The following is a 19,751-nucleotide window of genomic DNA, read 5'->3' as shown; positions in this document are numbered from 1 at the left end:
TCCAGCGCGATAACCTTATTTTTTTCCGTATTGCGCGAACCACGCCAGCATCCGCTGCCAGCCATCTTTTGCTGACTCTTCGTGATAACTCGGGCGGTAATCGGCATTAAAGGCATGCCCCGCCTCGGGGTAAACCACGATTTCCGCATTGGCGTTGGCAGCGCGCAGGGCCTGGCGCATGGTTTCCACGGTGTCGACAGGGATCCCGGTATCCTGCGCACCATACAGACCCAGTACGGGTGCGCTGAGCTCGGTCGCGATATCCACCGGATGGTTCGGCGAGTTCAGCGATTTCTCCCCCACCAGTTTGCCATACCAGGCGACAGCCGCTTTCAGTTGCGGGTTATGCGCCGCGTACAGCCAGGCAATGCGCCCGCCCCAGCAAAAGCCAGTGACCATCAACTGGTGAGCATTCCCGCCGTTGCGCGCGGCCCAACTGGCGACATGATCGAGATCGGCCAGTACCTGCGCATCCGGCACTTTACTGACCAGACCGCTGAGCAGCGTCGGCACATCGGGAAAATCATTGGCGTCACCCTGGCGGAAATAGAGTTCCGGCGCAATGGCGAGGTAGCCTTCCAGCGCGAGCCGGCGGCAGATATCACGAATATGTTCATGCACGCCAAAGATCTCCTGCACCACAATCACGATGGGCAAGGGCGCGTCGGCATGTTTTGGACGTGCGTGAAAAGCGGGCATATTTTCGCCCTGGGACGGAATTGACGTTTCGCCTGCGATTAAGGCATCTTCCGGCGTATGTACAATAGTTGAAGCGTGAGGTGAAGCTGCAGGTGCAAAGCCCGGCTGTTTATCCGTTGTCATGGCATTCTCCATACCCTTTATTAGCGCTTCAATAACTATAGTCGGGAAGGCCTGTCGCGCGCGCAAATCACCCCGCTATAGACTATCTTTGCTGCTGAGTTGTCAGATGTAACATGTTAATGTGATTAACATCACTTTTTCATGGAAAACATGTGCAAACATTTTCATTCACGGTGATGCCAGTCACGAAATCAGGCGTATGCCTTCTGTAAAGTATCTTTTTACCTCTTCCGATAAAACCGACCACAGAGGAGTCTGTTATGTCCAAGTCTGATGTTTTTCATCTCGGCCTCACCAAAAACGATTTACAAGGGGCTACGCTGGCTATCGTCCCTGGCGATCCGGAGCGTGTGGAAAAGATCGCCGCGCTGATGGAAAAGCCGGTCAAACTGGCATCGCATCGCGAATTTACCAGCTGGCGCGCTGAGCTCGACGGCAAGCCGGTTATCGTGTGCTCTACCGGTATTGGCGGTCCGTCAACCTCTATCGCCGTGGAAGAACTGGCGCAGCTTGGTATCCGTACTTTCTTACGTGTGGGCACAACGGGCGCTATTCAGCCGCATATCAACGTGGGCGATGTGCTGATTACCACCGCTTCCGTGCGTCTTGATGGCGCCAGCCTGCACTTTGCGCCAATGGAGTACCCGGCAGTTGCTGACTTCGCCTGTACTACCGCACTGGTAGCTGCGGCAGAGGCTATTGGCGCGACCAAACACATCGGTGTGACCGCCTCTTCCGACACGTTCTACCCCGGCCAGGAGCGTTATGACACGTTCTCTGGTCGCGTAGTGAGCCGTTTTAAAGGTTCGATGGAAGAGTGGCAGTCAATGGGCGTGATGAACTATGAAATGGAATCCGCCACGCTGCTGACCATGTGCTCCAGCCAGGGACTGCGCGCCGGGATGGTTGCCGGGGTGATCGTTAACCGCACCCAGCAGGAGATCCCGAATGCTGAAACCATGAAGCAAACGGAAAGCCACGCGGTGAAAATCGTTGTCGAAGCGGCACGCCGTCTTCTGTAACTCTCCCTTGTGATTTGACAGGCCGACGCGTTCGGCCTTTTCTTTTTGTGTACCTCCTCGCAGGAAAAGACCTTCCAAACTGGACGTTTATACAGCACAATCCCCGATTGTATTGATGCGTAATCAGGGGGCGTGGTGGAGACTTCAATCATCGTGATGGTGGCGTTGGCGCTGGTGGGCCTGGTGGTCGGCTGGCTGGCGGCGAGCTGGCGCGGAGCGCAACAGCAGGCGGAGCTCCTCGCCGGGCAGCGCGATCTCTTTGGCGAACTCAGCGCCGCGCGGCAGCAGGTCGCTCAAAGCGAGCACTGGCGCAACGAGTGTGAACTGCTGAATAACGAGCTACGTAGCCTGCAACACATCAACAGTTCGCTGGAGGCTGACCTGCGCGAAGTCACCACCCGATTGGAATCGACCCAACTGCATGCGGAAGAGAAACTGCGTCAGATGCACAGCAGCGAGCAGCGCCTGACTGAACAGTTTGAAAACCTCGCCAACCGTATTTTTGAGCAGAGCAACCGCCGCGTGGATGAACAGAACCGGCAGAGTCTCAACGGCCTGCTGACACCGCTGCGGGAGCAGCTTGACGGTTTTCGTCGCCAGGTGCAGGAGAGCTTTGGCCAGGAAGCGCGGGAACGCCACACGCTGGCCCACGAAATTCGCAATCTTCAGCAACTCAACGCGCAAATGGCGCAGGAAGCCATCAACCTGACCCGGGCCTTAAAAGGCGATAACAAAACGCAGGGAAACTGGGGCGAAGTGGTGTTGACGCGGGTGCTGGAGGCTTCCGGTCTGCGGGAGGGTTATGAATACCAAACGCAGGTCAGCATTGAAAATGACAGCCGGGCGCGTATGCAACCGGATGTGATTGTCCGTTTACCGCAGGGTAAAGATGTGGTGATAGACGCCAAAATGACGCTGGTGGCCTATGAGCGTTATTTCAATGCTGACGATGAATTTACCCGCGAAGGCGCACTGCAGGAGCATATTGCGTCGGTGCGTAATCATATTCGCTTGCTGGGGCGTAAAGATTATCAGCAGCTACCCGGCCTGCGCAGCCTTGACTATGTGCTGATGTTTATTCCGGTTGAGCCCGCATTTCTGATTGCGCTCGACAGACAGCCCGAACTGATTACCGAGGCGTTGAAAAATAACATTATGCTGGTTAGCCCGACCACGCTGCTGGTGGCGCTGCGCACTGTCGCCAATCTGTGGCGTTATGAGCATCAGAGCCGCAATGCGCAACAGATTGCCGAGCGGGCGAGCCGTCTGTATGACAAAATGCGTCTGTTCGTTGATGACATGTCCTCGATTGGTCAGAGCCTGGATAAAGCGCAGGATAACTACCGTCAGGCGATGAAAAAACTCAGCGGTGGGCGCGGCAATCTGTTGGCTCAGGCTGAAGCTTTTCGTGGCCTGGGGGTGGAGATCAAACGCGAGATTAATCCGGAATTAGCGGCAGAAGCGCAAGCGCAGGATGAGGAATCCCGGCTGCGAGCGGGCCAGGACGTGTTAAACGATCATAATGAAGACAACACATTAGAGGCGGCGATAGCGGGCGACGCACCAGCCAGCAGCGCATCGTCGGGTGGTTGAATCGTAGGGCAATCGCGCCCAATCTGTTACACTTCACGAACAAATTCTTTAATAGCAGGCACTGAGATGGTGGAAGATTCAAAAGAGACGACGCACTTTGGTTTTCAGACCGTCGCCAAAGAGAATAAAGCCGAGATGGTGGCGCATGTTTTCCATTCGGTGGCGTCAAAATATGACGTAATGAACGATTTGATGTCGATGGGCATTCACCGTTTATGGAAGCGTTTCACGATTGATTGCAGCGGCGTTCGCCGTGGGCAAAAAGTCCTCGACCTGGCTGGTGGTACGGGCGACCTGACTGCTAAATTCTCCCGTCTGGTGGGGGAAACGGGGCAGGTTATCCTGGCGGATATCAACGACTCAATGCTGAAAATGGGGCGCGAAAAACTGCGCAACATCGGTGTGATCGGTAACGTTGACTATGTGCAGGCGAATGCCGAAGCGCTGCCGTTCCCGGATAACACCTTTGACTGCATCACCATCTCTTTCGGTCTGCGTAACGTGACCGAAAAAGAAAAAGCGCTGCGCTCTATGTTTCGCGTGCTTAAGCCAGGCGGGCGTCTGCTGGTGCTGGAGTTTTCCAAACCGATTATTGAGCCGCTGAGCAAAGCCTACGATGCCTACTCCTTCCATGTGCTGCCGCGTATTGGCCAGCTTGTTGCCAGCGACGCTGATAGTTACCGCTACCTTGCTGAATCTATCCGTATGCATCCCGATCAGGAGACCCTGAAAGCGATGATGCAGGATGCAGGGTTCGAGAACGTTGATTATTACAATATGACCGCCGGTATCGTTGCTTTGCACCGTGGCTACAAATTCTGACAGGAGCGCGTATGCCCTTTAAGCCCATGGTGAACGCAGGCATTGAGCGTGCGCTGAATACGTTTCTCTACCGTGAAGGCGCGCTGAAACCAGCGCGTCAGCGTTTGCACGGCAAAGTATTGCGTATTGTGGTGCAGGAGTTCTCCTCGCCGTTTGTGCTGGTGTTCAGCGAACGGCAGGTGGATGTCCTGGGCGAGTGGGAAGGCGAAGCTGACTGCGCTGTTATCACGCAACTGCGTGTTCTGCCAAAGTTGCGTAACCGCCAGCAACTGACTGCGCTTATCCGCAGCGGCGAGCTGGAAGTGCAGGGCGATATCCAGGTCGTGCAAAACCTGGTGTCGCTGCTGGATCTTGCCGAATTTGATCCTGCTGAAGTGCTGGCACCGTGGACAGGTGATATTGCCGCAGAGGGTATCGGTAAAATTCTGCGCGGCGCTGCGCGTTTCCTTCGTCAGGGTTTTCAGCGCCAGCAGCGCTATGTCTCAGAAGTGCTTACGGAAGAGTGGCGTGTCGCGCCAGGTGCGCTGGAAGTCGCCTGGTTTGCGGAAGAGACGTCGGCCACCGAACGTGCGGTGGATGCGTTGACGAAACGCCTGGATAAACTGGAGGGCAAATGACGCCAGGAGAACTACGGCGCCTCTATTTCATCATCCAGACCTTTTTAAGTTACGGGCTTGATGAGCTTATCCCCAAAATGCGCATTACCCTGCCGCTGCGACTCTGGCGACGAATGCTGTTCTGGATGCCGAACCGGCACAAAGAGAAAGCCCTTGGGGAACGCCTGCGTCTGGCTTTGCAGGAGTTGGGTCCGGTATGGATTAAATTCGGGCAAATGTTATCTACCCGCCGCGATTTATTTCCTCCGCTGATTGCCGACCAACTGGCGATGTTGCAGGATCGCGTTGCGCCTTTTGATGGTCATCTCGCAAAACGCCAGATAGAGCAGTCAATGGGCGGTGTGCCGATTGAAACCTGGTTTGACGATTTTGAGATCACGCCGCTGGCATCTGCGTCGATTGCGCAAGTGCACACCGCGCGCCTGAAAGCGAGCGGTAAAGAGGTGGTGATCAAAGTTATCCGCCCGGATATCCTGCCGGTGATCAAAGCCGATCTGAAACTGATCTATCGCCTGGCGGGTTGGGTTCCTCGTTTATTGCCGGATGGTCGTCGTCTGCGCCCGCGCGAAGTGGTGCGTGAGTACGAAAAGACGTTGATCGATGAGCTGGATCTGCTGCGTGAAGCGGCGAACACTATCCAGTTGCGGCGTAATTTTGAAAACAGCCCGATGCTCTATGTGCCGGAAATTTATTCTGATTATTGCAGCCAGAATATGCTGGTGATGGAGCGCATCTACGGTATACCGGTGTCCGATATTGCGGCGCTGGAAAAGAATGGCACTAATCTCAAATTGCTGGCGGAGCGTGGTGTTCAGGTGTTTTTCACCCAGGTGTTCCGTGACAGCTTCTTCCATGCAGACATGCACCCCGGCAATATTTTCGTCAGCTACGCGCACCCGGAAGATCCGCAATACATTGGTATTGACTGCGGTATTGTGGGTTCGCTGAATAAAGAAGATAAGCGCTATCTGGCGGAGAACTTTATCGCCTTCTTCAATCGTGATTACCGCAAAGTCGCCGAATTGCATGTGGATTCCGGTTGGGTGCCGCCAGAAACCAACGTTGAAGAGTTCGAGTTTGCGATTCGTACTGTTTGTGAACCTATCTTCGAAAAGCCGCTGGCGGAAATCTCGTTCGGTCACGTGTTGCTTAATCTGTTTAATACTGCCCGGCGTTTTAATATGGAAGTGCAGCCGCAACTGGTGCTGCTGCAGAAGACGCTGCTTTATGTGGAAGGTGTAGGGCGTCAACTCTACCCGCAGCTGGATCTGTGGAAGACAGCGAAACCTTTCCTCGAATCATGGATCAAAGATCAGGTAGGCATTCCTGCGTTGATCAGAGCCTTTAAAGAAAAAGGACCGTTCTGGATCGAGAAAATGCCGGAACTGCCTGAACTGATCTACAACGGTTTGCAGCATGGTAAGCATTTGCAGCGCAGCGTTGATAAGATCGCCAGCGAACTGCAAACAAACCATATCAGGCAGGGGCAGTCACGCTATCTGTTCGCGATTGGCGCGACACTGCTGTTAAGTGGAACGCTGTTGCTGATTAATCGACCAGACTGGGGACTTCATCCTTTATGGTTAATGGCGGGCGGTGTAGCCGCCTGGCTGTTGGGCTGGCGCAAAACGCGCTGACGGTGACGGCGCTCGCGAGAGGCAGGGTATACACATGCAGCCCAGGGGATAATGTGTATACTGGGGCCTGTTTTTAACATCATCTCTTACAGAGGACTGTGTATGGGTGGTATCAGTATTGGGCAGTTATTGATTATTGCAGTCATCGTTGTACTGCTGTTTGGTACGAAAAAGCTCGGTTCCATCGGTTCTGATCTTGGCAAATCGATTAAAGGCTTTAAAAAAGCCATGAGCGACGATGACAAAGACGATAAGCAGGATCCATCCGCACAGGATGCTGATTTCACGGCGAAGTCCCTCTCTGAAAAGCCAGAGGACGCCAAAAAAGACGAAAAACGTCACGACAAAGAGCAGGTGTAACCCGTGTTCGATATAGGTTTTGGCGAACTGTTACTCGTATTTATAGTCGGCCTGGTGGTGCTGGGACCGCAGAGATTGCCTGTGGCGGTGCGTACGGTAGCAAGCTGGATCCGCACATTACGCTCGTTGGCGACTACCGTGCAGAACGAACTGACGCAAGAACTGAAGCTGCAGGAATTCCAGGAAAGCCTGAAAAAGGTGGAGAAAGCGAGCCTGGAAAACCTGACGCCTGAGTTAAAAGAATCCATGGATGAACTGCGTCAGGCGGCAGAATCGATGAAGCGCTCTTATAGCGTCAACGATCCTGAAAAAGCAAGTGACGAAGCGCATACTATTCATAATCCGGTTGTGAAAGATAATGCTGCGCAGCATGAAGGCGTAACGCCTGCCGTCGCTGAACATCAGGCCAGTTCTCCGCAGCAAGCGCCCGACGAGCAGGACGTGCAAAAAACGCCGGTGGCGAAAACGGCGGTGAAAGAGGTTGCGCCGGTTTCTGACTCTCCTTCTTCTTCAAGTGATAAAACCTGAACATGGCTGTAGATGATACCCAACCGCTGATCGCCCATCTTATTGAGCTGCGTAAGCGCCTGTTGAACTGCATTATTGCCGTTATTGTGATTTTTCTCGCGCTGGTTTACTTCGCGAATGATATCTATCAACTGGTTTCTGCGCCGCTGATCAAACAGATGCCGATGGGCGCGACCATGATCGCCACCGATGTGGCATCGCCTTTTTTTACGCCGATCAAACTGACGTTTATGGTCTCTTTGATCCTTTCTGCACCGGTGATTCTGTATCAGGTCTGGGCGTTTGTTGCGCCTGCACTGTATAAGCATGAACGCCGGCTGATCGTGCCGTTGCTGATCTCCAGCTCGCTGCTGTTTTACATTGGCATGGCATTCGCCTATTTCGTGGTTTTTCCACTGGCGTTTGGCTTCCTCACGCACACGGCACCGGAAGGCGTATTAGTTTCGACTGACATTGCAAGTTACCTCAATTTCGTCATGGCGCTGTTTATGGCGTTCGGCGTGTCGTTTGAAGTGCCGGTTGCCATTGTGTTGCTGTGCTGGATGGGAGTCACGACCCCGGCCGATCTACGGCAAAAACGCCCGTACGTGCTGGTCGGCGCGTTTGTCGTGGGGATGCTGCTGACTCCACCGGACGTTTTCTCGCAAACACTGCTGGCGATACCGATGTACTGTCTGTTTGAAGTGGGGGTCTTTTTTGCTCGCTTCTATGTCGGTAAGCGACGCATACCTGATGAAGAAAGCGAAACAGAAACCAGTGAAGAGTAATTACCAGCCGCCCATCAGGGCGGTTGTTGTATGGGGAAATGCATGTTCGACATTGGAGTGAACCTGACCAGTTCACAATTTGCCAAAGACCGGGATGAGACCGTAGCGCGCGCGCAGGCGGCTGGGCTGGCGGGAATGCTGATCACCGGCACCAACCTGCATGAAAGTCAGCAGGCGCAACAACTGGCGCAGCGTTACCGTCACTGCTGGTCCACTGCCGGAGTGCATCCGCATGACAGCAGTGGCTGGACAGCGGAAACGGCCGATGCCATTCGTCAGCTTGCGGCATTACCTGAGGTGGTTGCTATTGGCGAATGTGGGCTGGATTTTAACCGCAATTTTTCCACGCAGCAGGAGCAGGAACTCGCTTTTACTGCGCAGCTTGCACTGGCCGCCGAACTGGCGATGCCGGTGTTTTTGCATTGTCGCGATGCACATCAACGCTTCCTGACGCTGCTGGAACCGTGGCTCGACAAGCTGCCTGGCGCGGTGTTGCACTGTTTTACTGGTACGGCACTGGAAGCGCAGGATTGTCTGGCGCGTGGGATGTACCTGGGCATTACCGGCTGGGTGTGTGATGAGCGTCGTGGGCTTGAGTTGCGCGATGTATTGCCGTTGATCCCCGCCGATCGACTGTTTATTGAAACCGATGCACCGTATTTGCTGCCGCGGGACCTCAAACCGAAACCGGCGTCACGGCGTAATGAACCCGCTATGCTGGGGCATATTCTTTCCACCGTGGCCGGGCTGCGCGGTGAAGATATTCACTGGCTGGAGGCGGTGACGGATAACAATGTGAAGCGGCTTTTTGGCGTTGATTTTTAGGCCGGTGTCAGGCTTTGCGAAAGTCTGTGTTTTTAACGCTTTGCAGCACCTGCTTGTTGAGCAGATGCAGTAGCAGCATCGAACGGGCCTCGCCGTCCGGCTCTTTAAAGATTGCCTGTAAACCTTCGAGTGCGCCTTCGGTGATGACCACATCATCGCCGGGGTACGGCGTATCCGGGTCAGTTACCCCTTCAGGCTGATAGACGGAAAGCTGATGGATCACCGACGAAGGCACTTTTGCCGGGTTCATACCGAAGCGGACAAAGTGGCTGACGCCGCGTGTGGCGTTGATGGTTGTGGTATGGATCACTTCTGGATCAAATTCCACAAACAAATAGTTGGGGAACAGGGGTTCATTGACCATCGTCCGCTTGCCGCGAACGATTTTTTCCAGCGCGATCATTGGCGTCAGGCAACCCACCGCCTGACGTTCAAGATGTTCCTGGGCGCGCTGAAGCTGGCCTCGTTTGCAATACAGTAAATACCAGGATCGCATAATGATTCTTTTCCTTAAGTTCGGGCGCAAGAATACCAAAACAGCGGCCTGATGGCTAAGGTGATTATAACGTGTGGCATAAAACGTCGTTATAATTCACGCCGATTTAACAAAAATACAGCAACCACCTGGCGAACACCGTATAATGGAGCGCTGATCTGGAGGCGATAATACACCGCATGAAATACCACGACCTACGCGACTTTCTGACACTGCTCGAACAGCAGGGCGAACTGAAGCGCATTACGCTTCCGGTTGATCCTTACCTTGAAATGACCGAAATTGCCGATCGCACGCTGCGTGCCGGTGGGCCTGCATTGCTGTTCGAAAACCCGAAAGGTTATACGATGCCGGTGTTATGCAACCTGTTTGGTACACCGCGTCGTGTTGCGTTGGGTATGGGACAGGAGGAGGTCAGCGCGCTGCGGGAAGTTGGCAAACTGCTGGCGTTTCTGAAAGAGCCTGAGCCGCCAAAAGGTTTCCGCGATCTCTTCGATAAGCTTCCCCAGTTCAAACAAGTCCTGAATATGCCCACTAAGCGCCTGCGTGGCGCGCCCTGTCAGCAAAAAGTATTGCAGGGTGACGAAGTCGACCTGACAAAAATCCCGATTATGCAGTGCTGGCCGGAAGATGCCGCACCGCTGATTACCTGGGGGCTGACGGTGACGCGCGGGCCGCACAAAGATCGGCAAAACCTGGGCATTTATCGTCAGCAGTTAATCGGTAAAAACAAACTGATCATGCGCTGGCTCTCCCACCGCGGTGGCGCGCTTGATTTTCAGGAGTGGCAAGCTGCGCACCCGGGTGAGCGTTTCCCGGTTGCTGTGGCGCTGGGCGCCGATCCGGCAACCATTCTCGGCGCGGTAACGCCCGTGCCGGATACGCTGTCTGAATATGCTTTTGCCGGGTTGTTGCGCGGTACAAAGACCGAAGTTGTAAAATGCATCTCGAACGAGCTTGAAGTGCCCGCCAGTGCGGAAATTGTGCTGGAAGGGTATATTGAGCCTGGTGAGATGGCGGCGGAAGGCCCCTATGGCGATCACACCGGTTATTACAATGAAGTGGATAACTTCCCGGTATTTACGGTTACGCATATTACCCGCCGCGAAGATGCGATTTATCACTCTACTTATACCGGGCGGCCACCGGATGAGCCTGCCGTACTGGGCGTGGCGCTGAACGAAGTGTTCGTGCCGATCCTGCAAAAACAGTTCCCGGAAATCGTTGATTTTTATCTGCCGCCGGAAGGGTGTTCATACCGCCTGGCGGTGGTCACCATGAAGAAGCAGTACGCGGGCCATGCGAAACGCGTCATGATGGGTGTCTGGTCATTCTTGCGCCAGTTTATGTACACCAAGTTTGTGATTGTGTGCGATGACGATGTTAACGCGCGCGACTGGAATGATGTTATCTGGGCGATTACCACCCGTATGGATCCCGCACGGGATACTGTGCTGGTTGAAAACACGCCAATCGACTACCTGGATTTTGCCTCGCCGGTTTCCGGCCTTGGCTCAAAAATGGGACTGGATGCCACCAATAAATGGCCCGGAGAAACCCAACGCGAATGGGGACATCCTATCAAGAAGGACCCCGACGTGACGGCGAGAATCGACGCCATTTGGGATGAACTAGCCATACTAAATGCCGAAAAATAGACCCGACAGAGAGAGCGCATGACAACCTTAAGCTGTAAAGTGACCTCGGTAGATGCCATCACTGATACCGTATATCGCGTCCGTTTAGTGCCGGAAGCGGCGTTTTCTTTCCGCGCTGGCCAGTACTTGATGGTAGTGATGGATGAGCGAGATAAGCGCCCCTTCTCGATGGCCTCCACACCGGATCAGCATGATTTTATCGAACTGCATATTGGCGCGTCTGAGTTAAATCTTTATGCCATGGCGGTAATGGATCGCATCCTGAAGGACCGCCAAATCGTGATCGATATTCCGCACGGCGATGCCTGGCTGCGTGATGACGAAGATCGTCCGATGGTTCTGATCGCAGGCGGCACCGGGTTCTCTTATGTCCGTTCTATTTTACTGACGTCACTGGCGAAAAACCCGAACCGCGACATCACCATTTACTGGGGGGGCCGCGAAGAAAAACACCTCTACGATTTGGCTGAGCTGGAAGCGTTAACCGTGACACATCCGAATCTGCGCGTGGTGCCGGTCGTTGAACAACCGCCTGAGGCATGGCGCGGCCGTTCCGGAACGGTACTGGCGGCAGTACTGCAGGATTTTGGCTCGCTTGCAGAGCACGATATCTACATTGCCGGACGTTTTGAGATGGCGAAAATCGCCCGTGATCTGTTCTGCAATGAGCGCGGTGCGCGTGAAGATCGCCTGTTTGGCGATGCATTTGCCTTTATCTGATCTGTATTCGTCGTTGTCGCCGGAACGGCGTTGGCTGTTTTGCGGGTAACGGTAATAAAAAACCCGCCCCTGACAGGCGGGAAGAACGGCAACTAAATTTTCTTTCTTTGCATTCACCATGCCGGATAAGAGGCTTGCGCCGCCTTCCGGCATGGTCGCGATGACGACAATCTGCTGTTATACGCGTTCAAACACAGTCGCGATCCCCTGACCCAGACCGATGCACATCGTTGCCAGACCAAATTGGGCGTCTTTGCGTTCCATCAGGTTCAGCAATGTTGTGCTGATGCGTGTACCCGAGCAGCCCAGCGGGTGTCCGAGTGCGATAGCACCGCCGTTGAGGTTAATCTTCTCGTCGATCTGTTCCATGAGTCCCAGATCTTTAATGCACGGCAGGATCTGCGCAGCAAAGGCTTCGTTCATTTCAAACAGGTCGATATCGCTGGTTGCCAGCCCTGCCTTTTTCAACGCCAGTTTTGAAGCCGGAACCGGGCCATAACCCATAATCGATGGATCGCAGCCAACCACCGCCATTGAGCGTATGCGGGCGCGTGGAGCCAGCCCCAGTTCACGGGCGCGGCTTTCGCTCATTACCAGCATCGCCGAGGCCCCATCCGATAGCGCAGAAGAGGTACCGGCGGTTACCGTACCGCTCACCGGATCAAAGGCCGGGCGTAATGTAGAAAGGGCTTCAACGGTGGTTTCCGGTCGGATCACTTCGTCATAGTTAAACTGCTTCAGCACGCCATCTGCATCATGGCCTCCGGTCGGGATGATCTCCGTTTTGAACGCCCCGGATTGCGTGGCAGCCCAGGCGCGGGCATGGGAACGGGCGGCGAACGCATCCTGCATTTCACGGCTGATACCGTGCATACGAGACAGCATTTCGGCGGTCAGCCCCATCATGCCTGCGGCTTTCGCCACGTTACGGCTCATGCCCGGATGGAAATCCACACCGTGGCTCATCGGGACGTGACCCATATGTTCGACACCGCCAACCAGGCACACCTGCGCATCGCCCGTCATGATCATGCGTGCGGCATCATGTAACGCCTGCATCGATGATCCACAGAGCCGGTTAACGGTGACGGCCGGAACCGAATGCGGGATTTCCGCCAGCAGCGCGGCATTACGGGCAATATTGAAACCCTGCTCCAACGTTTGTTGCACGCAGCCCCAGTAAATATCGTCAATAGCTGTGGCATCCAGCGCCGGGTTACGCGCCAGCAGGCTACGCATCAAGTGGGCGGAGAGATCTTCTGCGCGTACATTGCGGAATGCGCCGCCTTTTGAACGGCCCATTGGGGTACGAATCGCATCGACAATGACAACCTGTTCCATTGTGACTCCTTAAGCCGTCTTCAGCTCGCCCACCGGGCGCGCAGGTTCAACTTCGGGGTAATAAGGCTCGTTATGGCGTGCTTTTTCACGCAGCCCTGCCGGGACCTCATACAACGGCCCGAGGTGCTGATACTGCTGCGCCATGTCGAGATATTTTGCGCTGCCGATCGTATCCAGCCAGCGGAACGCGCCACCATGGAACGGCGGGAAACCAAGCCCATACACCAGCGCCATGTCGGCTTCGGCAGGGCTGGCGATAATGCCCTCTTCGAGGCAGCGCACCACTTCATTCACCATCGGGATCATCATGCGGGCGATAATGTCGTCGTCGCTGAAATCCTGTCGGCCTTTGCTGATCTCCGCCAGCAGGTTATCCACTGCGGCATCTTCTTCTTTCTTCGGCTTGCCTTTGCTGTCTTCTTTATAGCGCCAGAAGCCGATGCCGTTTTTCTGCCCGTAGCGGTTGGCGTCAAACAGCGCATCGATCGCATCGCGGTAATCTTTCTGCATACGCTGCGGGAAACCGGCCGCCATCACCGCCTGGGCGTGATGCGCGGTATCAATACCCACAACGTCCAGCAGATAGGCCGGGCCCATCGGCCAGCCGAACTGTTTTTCCATCACTTTGTCGACTTTGCGGAAGTCCGCGCCGTCGCGCAGCAACTGGCTAAAACCGGCGAAATAGGGGAACAGCACACGGTTAACAAAGAAACCGGGGCAGTCATTGACCACAATCGGGGTTTTGCCCATTTTACTGGCCCATGCCACCACTTTTGCGATGGTCTCATCGGAGGTTTTTTCACCGCGGATCACCTCGACCAGCGGCATGCGGTGCACCGGGTTAAAGAAGTGCATACCGCAGAAGTTTTCCGGGCGTTTTAGCACACTTGCCAGTTCACTGATGGGAATAGTGGAGGTGTTTGACGCCAGCACGGTATCCGGGCGCACCTGGTCTTCAGTTTCTGCTAATACCGCTTTTTTCACTTTCGGGTTTTCAACAACCGCTTCCACCACCACATCGGCACGCTCAAAACCAGCATAGGCCAGCGTGGGCTGGATGGTGGAAATCACACCGGCCAGCTTCAGACCGTCGATCTTGCCGCGCTCAAGCTGTTTATTCAGCAATTTACCCGCCTCGCTCATGCCGAGCGCGAGCGACTTCTCATTGATATCTTTCATCAACACCGGCACGCCTTTCCACGCGGACTGATAGGCAATGCCGCCGCCCATGATGCCTGCACCAAGTACCGCAGCCTGTTTGGGCGTTTCTACATTTTTGGTCAGTTTCTTCGCCTGCCCTTTAACGTATTGGTCATTAAGGAAAATACCGACCAGTGCACGGGCTTCGTTGGTATGGGCCAGCGGAACGAAGCTCTGATTTTCCAGCTTCAGAGCCTCATCACGACCGAATTTTGCAGCGGCTTCAATGGTTTTTACCGCCGTAATGGGTGCCGGATAGTGTTTGCCAGCGGTTTGCATCACCATGCCTTTGGCAATGGTAAAGCTCATGGCGGCTTCAATTTTGCTGAGTTTCAGCGGTTCCAGCTTCGGCTGACGTTTGGCTCGCCAGTCGAGATCGCCCTTCATCGCCTGGCGCAGGATGGCTACTGCACCATCACGCAGTTTTTCCGGCTTCACAATGCCATCTACCAGGCCAATTTTCAGTGCCTCTTCGGCACCGACATCTTTCCCGGCAGCAATAATTTCTAATGCGCTATCTGCACCAAGCAGGCGCGGCATACGCACGGAACCGCCAAAGCCCGGCATGATACCCAGTTTGGTTTCCGGCAGCCCGATGCGCAGGTCCGGCGTCGCCAGGCGATAGTCAGTCGCCAGCACGCATTCGCAGCCGCCGCCCAACGCATAGCCATTGACGGCAGAAAGCGTGGGTACCGGCAAATCTTCCAGTCGGTTAAAGACGCTGTTTGCAAAATGTAGCCACTGGCTCAATTGCTCTGCCGGCACCAGAAACAGCGAAAGGAATTCGGTGATATCCGCGCCAACGATAAAGGCCGCTTTTTCGGAACGCAGCAGCAGCCCTTTTAAATCTGATTGCTTTTCCAGTACGTCCAGCGCCTCACCGAGGCTGGCGACGGTAGCAGTATCAAGCTTATTCACTGAACCGGGAGCATCGAACACCAGTTCGGCGATGCCATCTTCCAGCCAGTTGAGGTACAGGTTATTGCCTTTGTAGAGCATGTCAGTCTCCTGAATCCAGCAAGGGATCTGGTCATACCAGATGAAACGGAGTGTGGTTTTTATGTTAATGAAATGCAAATGACTCATTAAATAATTGCTGGCGTGATCACGCTCGGTGGAAATCACCCAGCCGGAAGCAGGTGTGCTAAGATGCGAACACTTGAGGTCATAAAAAACAGAAGGAATAACGATGGACTCACTGGCGGCACTTTATAAAAATCATATTGTTACGCTACAGGAACGCACCCGTGATGTACTGGCGCGCTTCAAGCTTGATGCGTTGCTTATTCACTCCGGCGAGCTGTTTAACGTCTTTCTCGACGACCATCCTTATCCGTTTAAAGTGAATCCCCAGTTCAAGGCCTGGGTGCCGGTAACACAGGTGCCGAACTGCTGGCTATTGGTCGATGGCGTGAATAAACCGAAGCTGTGGTTCTATCTGCCGGTGGATTACTGGCATAACGTGGAACCCTTGCCGACCTCCTTCTGGACCGAAGAAGTCGATGTGATTGCGCTGCCGAAAGCCGATGGCATCGGTAGCTTGCTGCCTGCGGCCCGCGGCAACATTGCTTACATCGGGCCTGTGGCGGAGCGTGCACTGGGTCTGGATATCGCAGCCAGCAACATCAACCCGAAAGGGGTGATTGATTACCTGCATTATTACCGCGCCTACAAAACCGATTATGAGCTGGCATGTATGCGTGAAGCGCAGAAGACGGCTGTTATTGGTCACCGTGCTGCGCATGAAGCCTTCCAGTCCGGGATGAGCGAGTTCGATATCAACCTCGCGTATCTGACCGCTACCGGTCATCGCGACACTGATGTGCCGTACAGCAATATTGTGGCGCTGAACGAACACGCCGCCGTGCTGCATTACACAAGGCTCGACCACCGCGCGCCGGCGGAAATGCGCAGCTTCCTGCTGGATGCCGGCGCAGAGTACAACGGCTATGCTGCTGATTTAACGCGTACCTGGGCGGCGAACAGCGACACGGAGTATGCACAACTGGTCAAAGACGTTAACGACGAGCAACTGGCACTGATTGCCACCATGAAAGCGGGCGTTAATTACGCCGACTACCATGTTCAGTTCCATCAGCGCATCGCCAAATTGCTGCGCCGTCATCAAATTATCGTGGATATCAGCGAAGAAGCGATGGTGGAGCAGGACATCACCGGGCCGTTTATGCCTCATGGTATCGGCCATCCGCTTGGTTTACAGGTGCATGATGTCGCAGGCTTTATGCAGGATGACACCGGCACGCATTTGGCTGCGCCGTCGAAGTATCCCTATCTGCGCTGCACCCGCGTGATGCAGCCACGTATGGTGGTGACGATTGAACCGGGTCTCTACTTTATTGAATCTCTGCTGGCGCCATGGCGTGAAGGCCCGCTTAGCAAACACTTTAACTGGCAAAAAATCGATGCGCTGAAGCCGTTTGGCGGTATTCGTATCGAAGATAATGTGGTTATCCACGAAAATAACATCGAAAACATGACGCGGGATCTGAAGCTGGCGTAATGGATAGCTGGCTGATACCGGCTGCGCCGGTCACCTTTAGCGAGGAGATCAAAAAAAGCCGTTTTATTACGCTGTTGGCGCATACCGATGGTGTTGAGGCGGCGAAGGCGTTTGTCGATGCTGTCCGGGCGCAGCACCCGGACGCGCGTCACCACTGTGTGGCATGGGTTGCGGGGCCGCCGGATGATTCACAGCAGTTAGGTTTTTCTGACGATGGTGAACCGGCGGGTACGGCTGGTAAACCGATGCTCGCCCAGTTAATGGGGAGCGGCGTCGGTGAAATCACTGCGGTGGTGGTACGTTATTATGGCGGTGTTTTGCTGGGGACCGGTGGTCTGGTAAAAGCGTATGGTGGTGGTGTGCAACAGGCACTGAACCAGCTTACGACTCTCCGCAAGATGCCGTTAACCGAATATACTTTGTGGTGTGATTACGCACAGCTGGCCGGCGTCGAAACGCTGCTTGGGCAATTTGAGGGGAAAATTGTCGCAAGCGAGTATCAGGCTTCCGTGCATCTGCGGGTGGCGCTTCCTCACAGCAGACTGGAGGCGTTTTCGGCAAGGCTTGCTGATTTTAGCCGTGGCGCATTGCAATTGTTAAAAACTGAAGAATAATCCCCTCCTGATTTTCTGAACACCTAAGGAAGCGGCAGAGATGCATTTTCGCGCCATAACCCGAATCGTTGGACTGCTGGTCATCCTCTTTTCCGGAACGATGATCTTACCTGGACTGGTAGCCCTTATTTACCGCGACGGTGCGGGGCGAGCATTTACCCAGACCTTTTTTGTCGCGTTGATGATTGGTTCCATACTGTGGTGGCCCAATCGTCGCCAGAAAGGGGAACTGAAATCCCGTGAAGGCTTCCTTATCGTCGTGCTGTTCTGGACGGTGTTGGGCAGCGTGGGGGCGTTGCCGTTTATCTTTTCAGAAAGCCCCAGTTTGACGGTAACAGATGCGTTTTTTGAGTCCTTCTCTGGCCTGACGACCACAGGAGCAACAACGCTGATCGGGCTGGATTCGCTGCCGCATGCCATCCTCTTTTATCGCCAGATGTTGCAGTGGTTTGGTGGGATGGGGATCATCGTGTTAGCCGTTGCGATACTGCCGATCCTTGGCGTTGGCGGAATGCAGCTCTATCGCGCGGAAATGCCCGGGCCATTGAAAGACAATAAAATGCGCCCGCGTATTGCCGAAACGGCTAAGACCCTGTGGCTTATCTATGTCTTGCTAACGATCGCCTGCGCAGTGGCGCTGTGGTTTGCCGGGATGCCGGCCTTCGATGCTATCGGGCATAGCTTTGCAACGATTGCCATTGGCGGTTTCTCCACACACGATGCCAGCGTTGGCTATTTTAACAGTCCCACCATCAACACCATCATTGCCATTTTCTTACTGATCTCTGGTTGTAACTACGGCCTGCATTTCTCTTTGCTCAGTGGGCGCAGCCTGAAAGTTTACTGGCGCGATCCCGAATTCAGGATGTTTATCGGCGTACAGTTGACGTTGGTGGTGATTTGCACGGTAGTGCTGTGGTTCCACGATGTTTATAACTCGGCGGTGACCACCCTTAATCAGGCCTTTTTCCAGGTCGTTTCAATGGCGACCACCGCAGGATTTACCACCGACAGCATTGCGCGTTGGCCATTATTTTTGCCGGTGTTATTGCTGTGCTCGGCATTTATCGGCGGTTGTGCCGGTTCGACGGGGGGCGGGTTGAAGGTGATCCGTATCCTGTTGCTGTTTAAACAGGGGAACCGTGAGTTGAAGCGTCTGGTGCACCCGAATGCGGTTTACAGCATTAAGCTCGGCAATCGCGCGTTGCCGGAGCGTATTCTGGAAGCCGTGTGGGGGTTTTTCTCTGCCTATGCGCTGGTGTTTATTGTCAGCATGCTGGCGATCATTGCCACCGGGGTGGATGATTTCTCTGCTTTCGCTTCGGTCGTCGCAACACTGAATAACCTTGGGCCAGGGCTGGGGGTTGTCGCGGATAACTTTGCCAGTATGAATCCGGTGGCGAAGTGGATCCTGATTGCGAATATGCTATTTGGTCGTCTGGAGGTCTTCACGCTGTTAGTGCTGTTTACCCCCACTTTCTGGCGTGAGTAAGGAGCCTTACGTGAAAACATTGATTCTCTTTTCCACCCGGGATGGGCAAACCCGGGAAATCGCCTCTTATATTGCTTCTGAGTTGCAAGAGATTGGTACCGATACCGATGTAGTGAATTTGAATCGCGCGGAAGAGATAGACTGGGACCAGTATGAGCGGGTAGTGATTGGCGCATCGATTCGCTATGGACGTTATCATCCGGCGCTGGAACGTTTCGTGAAAAAACACCTGCAGAGACTGAACTCACTGCCGAGCGCGTTCTATTCCGTTAACCTGGTCGCCCGCAAACCCGAAAAGAGCTCGCCGCAGACCAATAGCTACGCCCGCAAGTTTTTACTCGCGTCGCCATGGCAACCGGATGAGTGCGCCGTGTTTGCCGGTGCGCTACGTTATCCACGTTATCGTTGGTATGACCGTCTGATGATTCAGTTAATTATGAAGATGACAGGCGGCGAAACTAATCCAACGAAAGAAGTGGTGTATACGGACTGGCAGCAAGTCGCGAGTTTTGCCCGCGAAATCGCTCACTTAAGCCGCAAATCGTCTGTTTAACCGGCGTTGCGGCGGAAAAATAAGCGAACGAAAACTTTTTTGAAATTTATGCTTGTCAGCCGGAATTAACTCCCTATAATGCGCCACCACTGACACGGCACAACGGCAAACACACCGGCCTGTCAGGTGAAGAATTCTGAAAATATTCAGTTGACTTCGCAGC

At 54.3% G+C, this 19,751-nt stretch carries 19 protein-coding genes; 15 read left to right on the top strand and 4 right to left on the bottom strand.

Going from position 1 to position 19,751, the window contains the following annotated elements; all coding sequences use genetic code 11:
- Positions 1-15 precede the first annotated feature (15 nt).
- Complete coding sequence (locus tag ABGA49_RS14940; protein ID WP_088237733.1) at positions 16-822, bottom strand: dienelactone hydrolase family protein; 807 nt, start codon at positions 820-822, stop codon at positions 16-18.
- A gap of 260 nt (positions 823-1,082) precedes the next feature.
- On the opposite strand from ABGA49_RS14940, the gene udp reads away from it, so the two are divergent.
- From udp to tatD, 9 genes are all read left to right on the top strand, one after another.
- Positions 1,083-1,844 carry a uridine phosphorylase gene (gene udp, locus ABGA49_RS14935; RefSeq protein WP_088237734.1) on the top strand — a complete coding sequence of 254 codons (762 nt, stop codon included), beginning with the start codon at positions 1,083-1,085 and terminating at the stop codon, positions 1,842-1,844.
- Positions 1,845-1,979: 135 nt separating this feature from the next.
- Entirely contained in the window at positions 1,980-3,437 is a 1,458-nt protein-coding gene (rmuC, locus tag ABGA49_RS14930; protein WP_347665751.1) for a DNA recombination protein RmuC, read from the top strand.
- Between the two features lie 66 nt (positions 3,438-3,503).
- Positions 3,504-4,259, top strand: coding sequence for a bifunctional demethylmenaquinone methyltransferase/2-methoxy-6-polyprenyl-1,4-benzoquinol methylase UbiE (gene ubiE, locus ABGA49_RS14925; RefSeq protein ID WP_061499084.1), 756 nt, complete (start codon positions 3,504-3,506; stop codon positions 4,257-4,259).
- Between the two features lie 11 nt (positions 4,260-4,270).
- Entirely contained in the window at positions 4,271-4,876 is a 606-nt protein-coding gene (locus ABGA49_RS14920) for an SCP2 domain-containing protein (RefSeq protein WP_347665750.1), read from the top strand.
- Complete coding sequence (gene ubiB / locus ABGA49_RS14915; RefSeq protein ID WP_134319218.1) at positions 4,873-6,513, top strand: ubiquinone biosynthesis regulatory protein kinase UbiB; 1,641 nt, start codon at positions 4,873-4,875, stop codon at positions 6,511-6,513. The genes ABGA49_RS14920 and ubiB overlap by 4 nt, the downstream gene beginning before the upstream one ends.
- 102 nt (positions 6,514-6,615) lie before the next feature.
- Positions 6,616-6,873, top strand: a complete 258-nt coding sequence (gene tatA, locus ABGA49_RS14910; protein ID WP_061499075.1) for a Sec-independent protein translocase subunit TatA — start codon at positions 6,616-6,618, stop codon at positions 6,871-6,873.
- A gap of 3 nt (positions 6,874-6,876) precedes the next feature.
- Positions 6,877-7,401: a Sec-independent protein translocase protein TatB gene (gene tatB / locus ABGA49_RS14905; protein WP_347665749.1), complete on the top strand. Its 525-nt coding sequence runs from the start codon at positions 6,877-6,879 to the stop codon at positions 7,399-7,401.
- A 2-nt stretch (positions 7,402-7,403) separates the two neighbouring features.
- The gene (tatC, locus tag ABGA49_RS14900) at positions 7,404-8,168 is read left to right on the top strand and encodes a Sec-independent protein translocase subunit TatC (protein WP_061499066.1); all 765 of its coding nucleotides are present in this window, start codon (positions 7,404-7,406) and stop codon (positions 8,166-8,168) included.
- 42 nt (positions 8,169-8,210) lie between these two features.
- Complete coding sequence (gene tatD, locus ABGA49_RS14895) at positions 8,211-8,993, top strand: 3'-5' ssDNA/RNA exonuclease TatD (RefSeq protein ID WP_170933841.1); 783 nt, start codon at positions 8,211-8,213, stop codon at positions 8,991-8,993.
- 7 nt (positions 8,994-9,000) lie between these two features.
- Here tatD and rfaH read toward each other — a convergent pair whose 3' ends face one another.
- Positions 9,001-9,489, bottom strand: a complete 489-nt coding sequence (gene rfaH, locus ABGA49_RS14890; protein ID WP_061499058.1) for a transcription/translation regulatory transformer protein RfaH — start codon at positions 9,487-9,489, stop codon at positions 9,001-9,003.
- Between the two features lie 167 nt (positions 9,490-9,656).
- Here rfaH and ubiD point away from each other — a divergent pair, with 167 nt between their 5' ends.
- Together ubiD and fre are read left to right on the top strand one after the other, a co-directional pair.
- On the top strand, positions 9,657-11,147 hold the full coding sequence (ubiD, locus tag ABGA49_RS14885; protein WP_061499055.1) for a 4-hydroxy-3-polyprenylbenzoate decarboxylase: 1,491 nt from the start codon (positions 9,657-9,659) through the stop codon (positions 11,145-11,147).
- Between the two features lie 18 nt (positions 11,148-11,165).
- A complete protein-coding gene (gene fre / locus ABGA49_RS14880; RefSeq protein WP_061499051.1) occupies positions 11,166-11,867 on the top strand; it encodes an NAD(P)H-flavin reductase in 702 nt (233 codons plus the stop codon).
- Positions 11,868-12,044: 177 nt separating this feature from the next.
- Here fre and fadA read toward each other — a convergent pair whose 3' ends face one another.
- Together fadA and fadB are read right to left on the bottom strand one after the other, a co-directional pair.
- Positions 12,045-13,208: an acetyl-CoA C-acyltransferase FadA gene (gene fadA, locus ABGA49_RS14875; protein WP_088237737.1), complete on the bottom strand. Its 1,164-nt coding sequence runs from the start codon at positions 13,206-13,208 to the stop codon at positions 12,045-12,047.
- A gap of 9 nt (positions 13,209-13,217) precedes the next feature.
- Complete coding sequence (fadB, locus tag ABGA49_RS14870) at positions 13,218-15,407, bottom strand: fatty acid oxidation complex subunit alpha FadB (protein WP_088237738.1); 2,190 nt, start codon at positions 15,405-15,407, stop codon at positions 13,218-13,220.
- A 190-nt stretch (positions 15,408-15,597) separates the two neighbouring features.
- On the opposite strand from fadB, the gene pepQ reads away from it, so the two are divergent.
- From pepQ to hemG, 4 genes are read left to right on the top strand one after another with little or no spacing between them, the layout of a single operon-like run.
- Positions 15,598-16,929, top strand: a complete 1,332-nt coding sequence (pepQ, locus tag ABGA49_RS14865; RefSeq protein ID WP_061499043.1) for a Xaa-Pro dipeptidase — start codon at positions 15,598-15,600, stop codon at positions 16,927-16,929.
- Positions 16,929-17,543, top strand: coding sequence for an IMPACT family protein (locus tag ABGA49_RS14860; protein WP_347665748.1), 615 nt, complete (start codon positions 16,929-16,931; stop codon positions 17,541-17,543). Before pepQ ends, ABGA49_RS14860 begins: the two co-directional genes overlap by 1 nt.
- Positions 17,544-17,583: 40 nt before the next feature.
- Positions 17,584-19,035 carry a Trk system potassium transporter TrkH gene (gene trkH, locus ABGA49_RS14855; protein ID WP_061499037.1) on the top strand — a complete coding sequence of 484 codons (1,452 nt, stop codon included), beginning with the start codon at positions 17,584-17,586 and terminating at the stop codon, positions 19,033-19,035.
- Positions 19,036-19,045: 10 nt separating this feature from the next.
- Positions 19,046-19,588, top strand: coding sequence for a menaquinone-dependent protoporphyrinogen IX dehydrogenase (gene hemG / locus ABGA49_RS14850; protein ID WP_134319211.1), 543 nt, complete (start codon positions 19,046-19,048; stop codon positions 19,586-19,588).
- Positions 19,589-19,751 lie beyond the last annotated feature (163 nt).

Source organism: Kosakonia sp. WA-90, assembly GCF_039871955.1.
Taxonomy (GTDB): Bacteria; Pseudomonadota; Gammaproteobacteria; order Enterobacterales; family Enterobacteriaceae; genus Kosakonia; species Kosakonia oryzendophytica.
This window is presented reverse-complemented; position numbering and strand designations above follow the sequence as displayed.

Excerpts from the sequence above, each read along its gene's own strand:
- ABGA49_RS14940 (WP_088237733.1), bottom strand. The coding sequence starts at position 822 with ATGACAACGGATAAACAGCCGGGCTTTGCACCTGCAGCTTCACCTCAC.
- udp (WP_088237734.1), top strand. The coding sequence starts at position 1,083 with ATGTCCAAGTCTGATGTTTTTCATCTCGGCCTCACCAAAAACGATTTA.
- ubiE (WP_061499084.1), top strand. The coding sequence starts at position 3,504 with ATGGTGGAAGATTCAAAAGAGACGACGCACTTTGGTTTTCAGACCGTC.
- ABGA49_RS14920 (WP_347665750.1), top strand. The coding sequence starts at position 4,271 with ATGCCCTTTAAGCCCATGGTGAACGCAGGCATTGAGCGTGCGCTGAAT.
- ubiB (WP_134319218.1), top strand. The coding sequence starts at position 4,873 with ATGACGCCAGGAGAACTACGGCGCCTCTATTTCATCATCCAGACCTTT.
- tatA (WP_061499075.1), top strand. The coding sequence starts at position 6,616 with ATGGGTGGTATCAGTATTGGGCAGTTATTGATTATTGCAGTCATCGTT.
- tatC (WP_061499066.1), top strand. The coding sequence starts at position 7,404 with ATGGCTGTAGATGATACCCAACCGCTGATCGCCCATCTTATTGAGCTG.
- tatD (WP_170933841.1), top strand. The coding sequence starts at position 8,211 with ATGTTCGACATTGGAGTGAACCTGACCAGTTCACAATTTGCCAAAGAC.
- rfaH (WP_061499058.1), bottom strand. The coding sequence starts at position 9,489 with ATGCGATCCTGGTATTTACTGTATTGCAAACGAGGCCAGCTTCAGCGC.
- fre (WP_061499051.1), top strand. The coding sequence starts at position 11,166 with ATGACAACCTTAAGCTGTAAAGTGACCTCGGTAGATGCCATCACTGAT.
- fadA (WP_088237737.1), bottom strand. The coding sequence starts at position 13,208 with ATGGAACAGGTTGTCATTGTCGATGCGATTCGTACCCCAATGGGCCGT.
- fadB (WP_088237738.1), bottom strand. The coding sequence starts at position 15,407 with ATGCTCTACAAAGGCAATAACCTGTACCTCAACTGGCTGGAAGATGGC.
- pepQ (WP_061499043.1), top strand. The coding sequence starts at position 15,598 with ATGGACTCACTGGCGGCACTTTATAAAAATCATATTGTTACGCTACAG.
- ABGA49_RS14860 (WP_347665748.1), top strand. The coding sequence starts at position 16,929 with ATGGATAGCTGGCTGATACCGGCTGCGCCGGTCACCTTTAGCGAGGAG.
- trkH (WP_061499037.1), top strand. The coding sequence starts at position 17,584 with ATGCATTTTCGCGCCATAACCCGAATCGTTGGACTGCTGGTCATCCTC.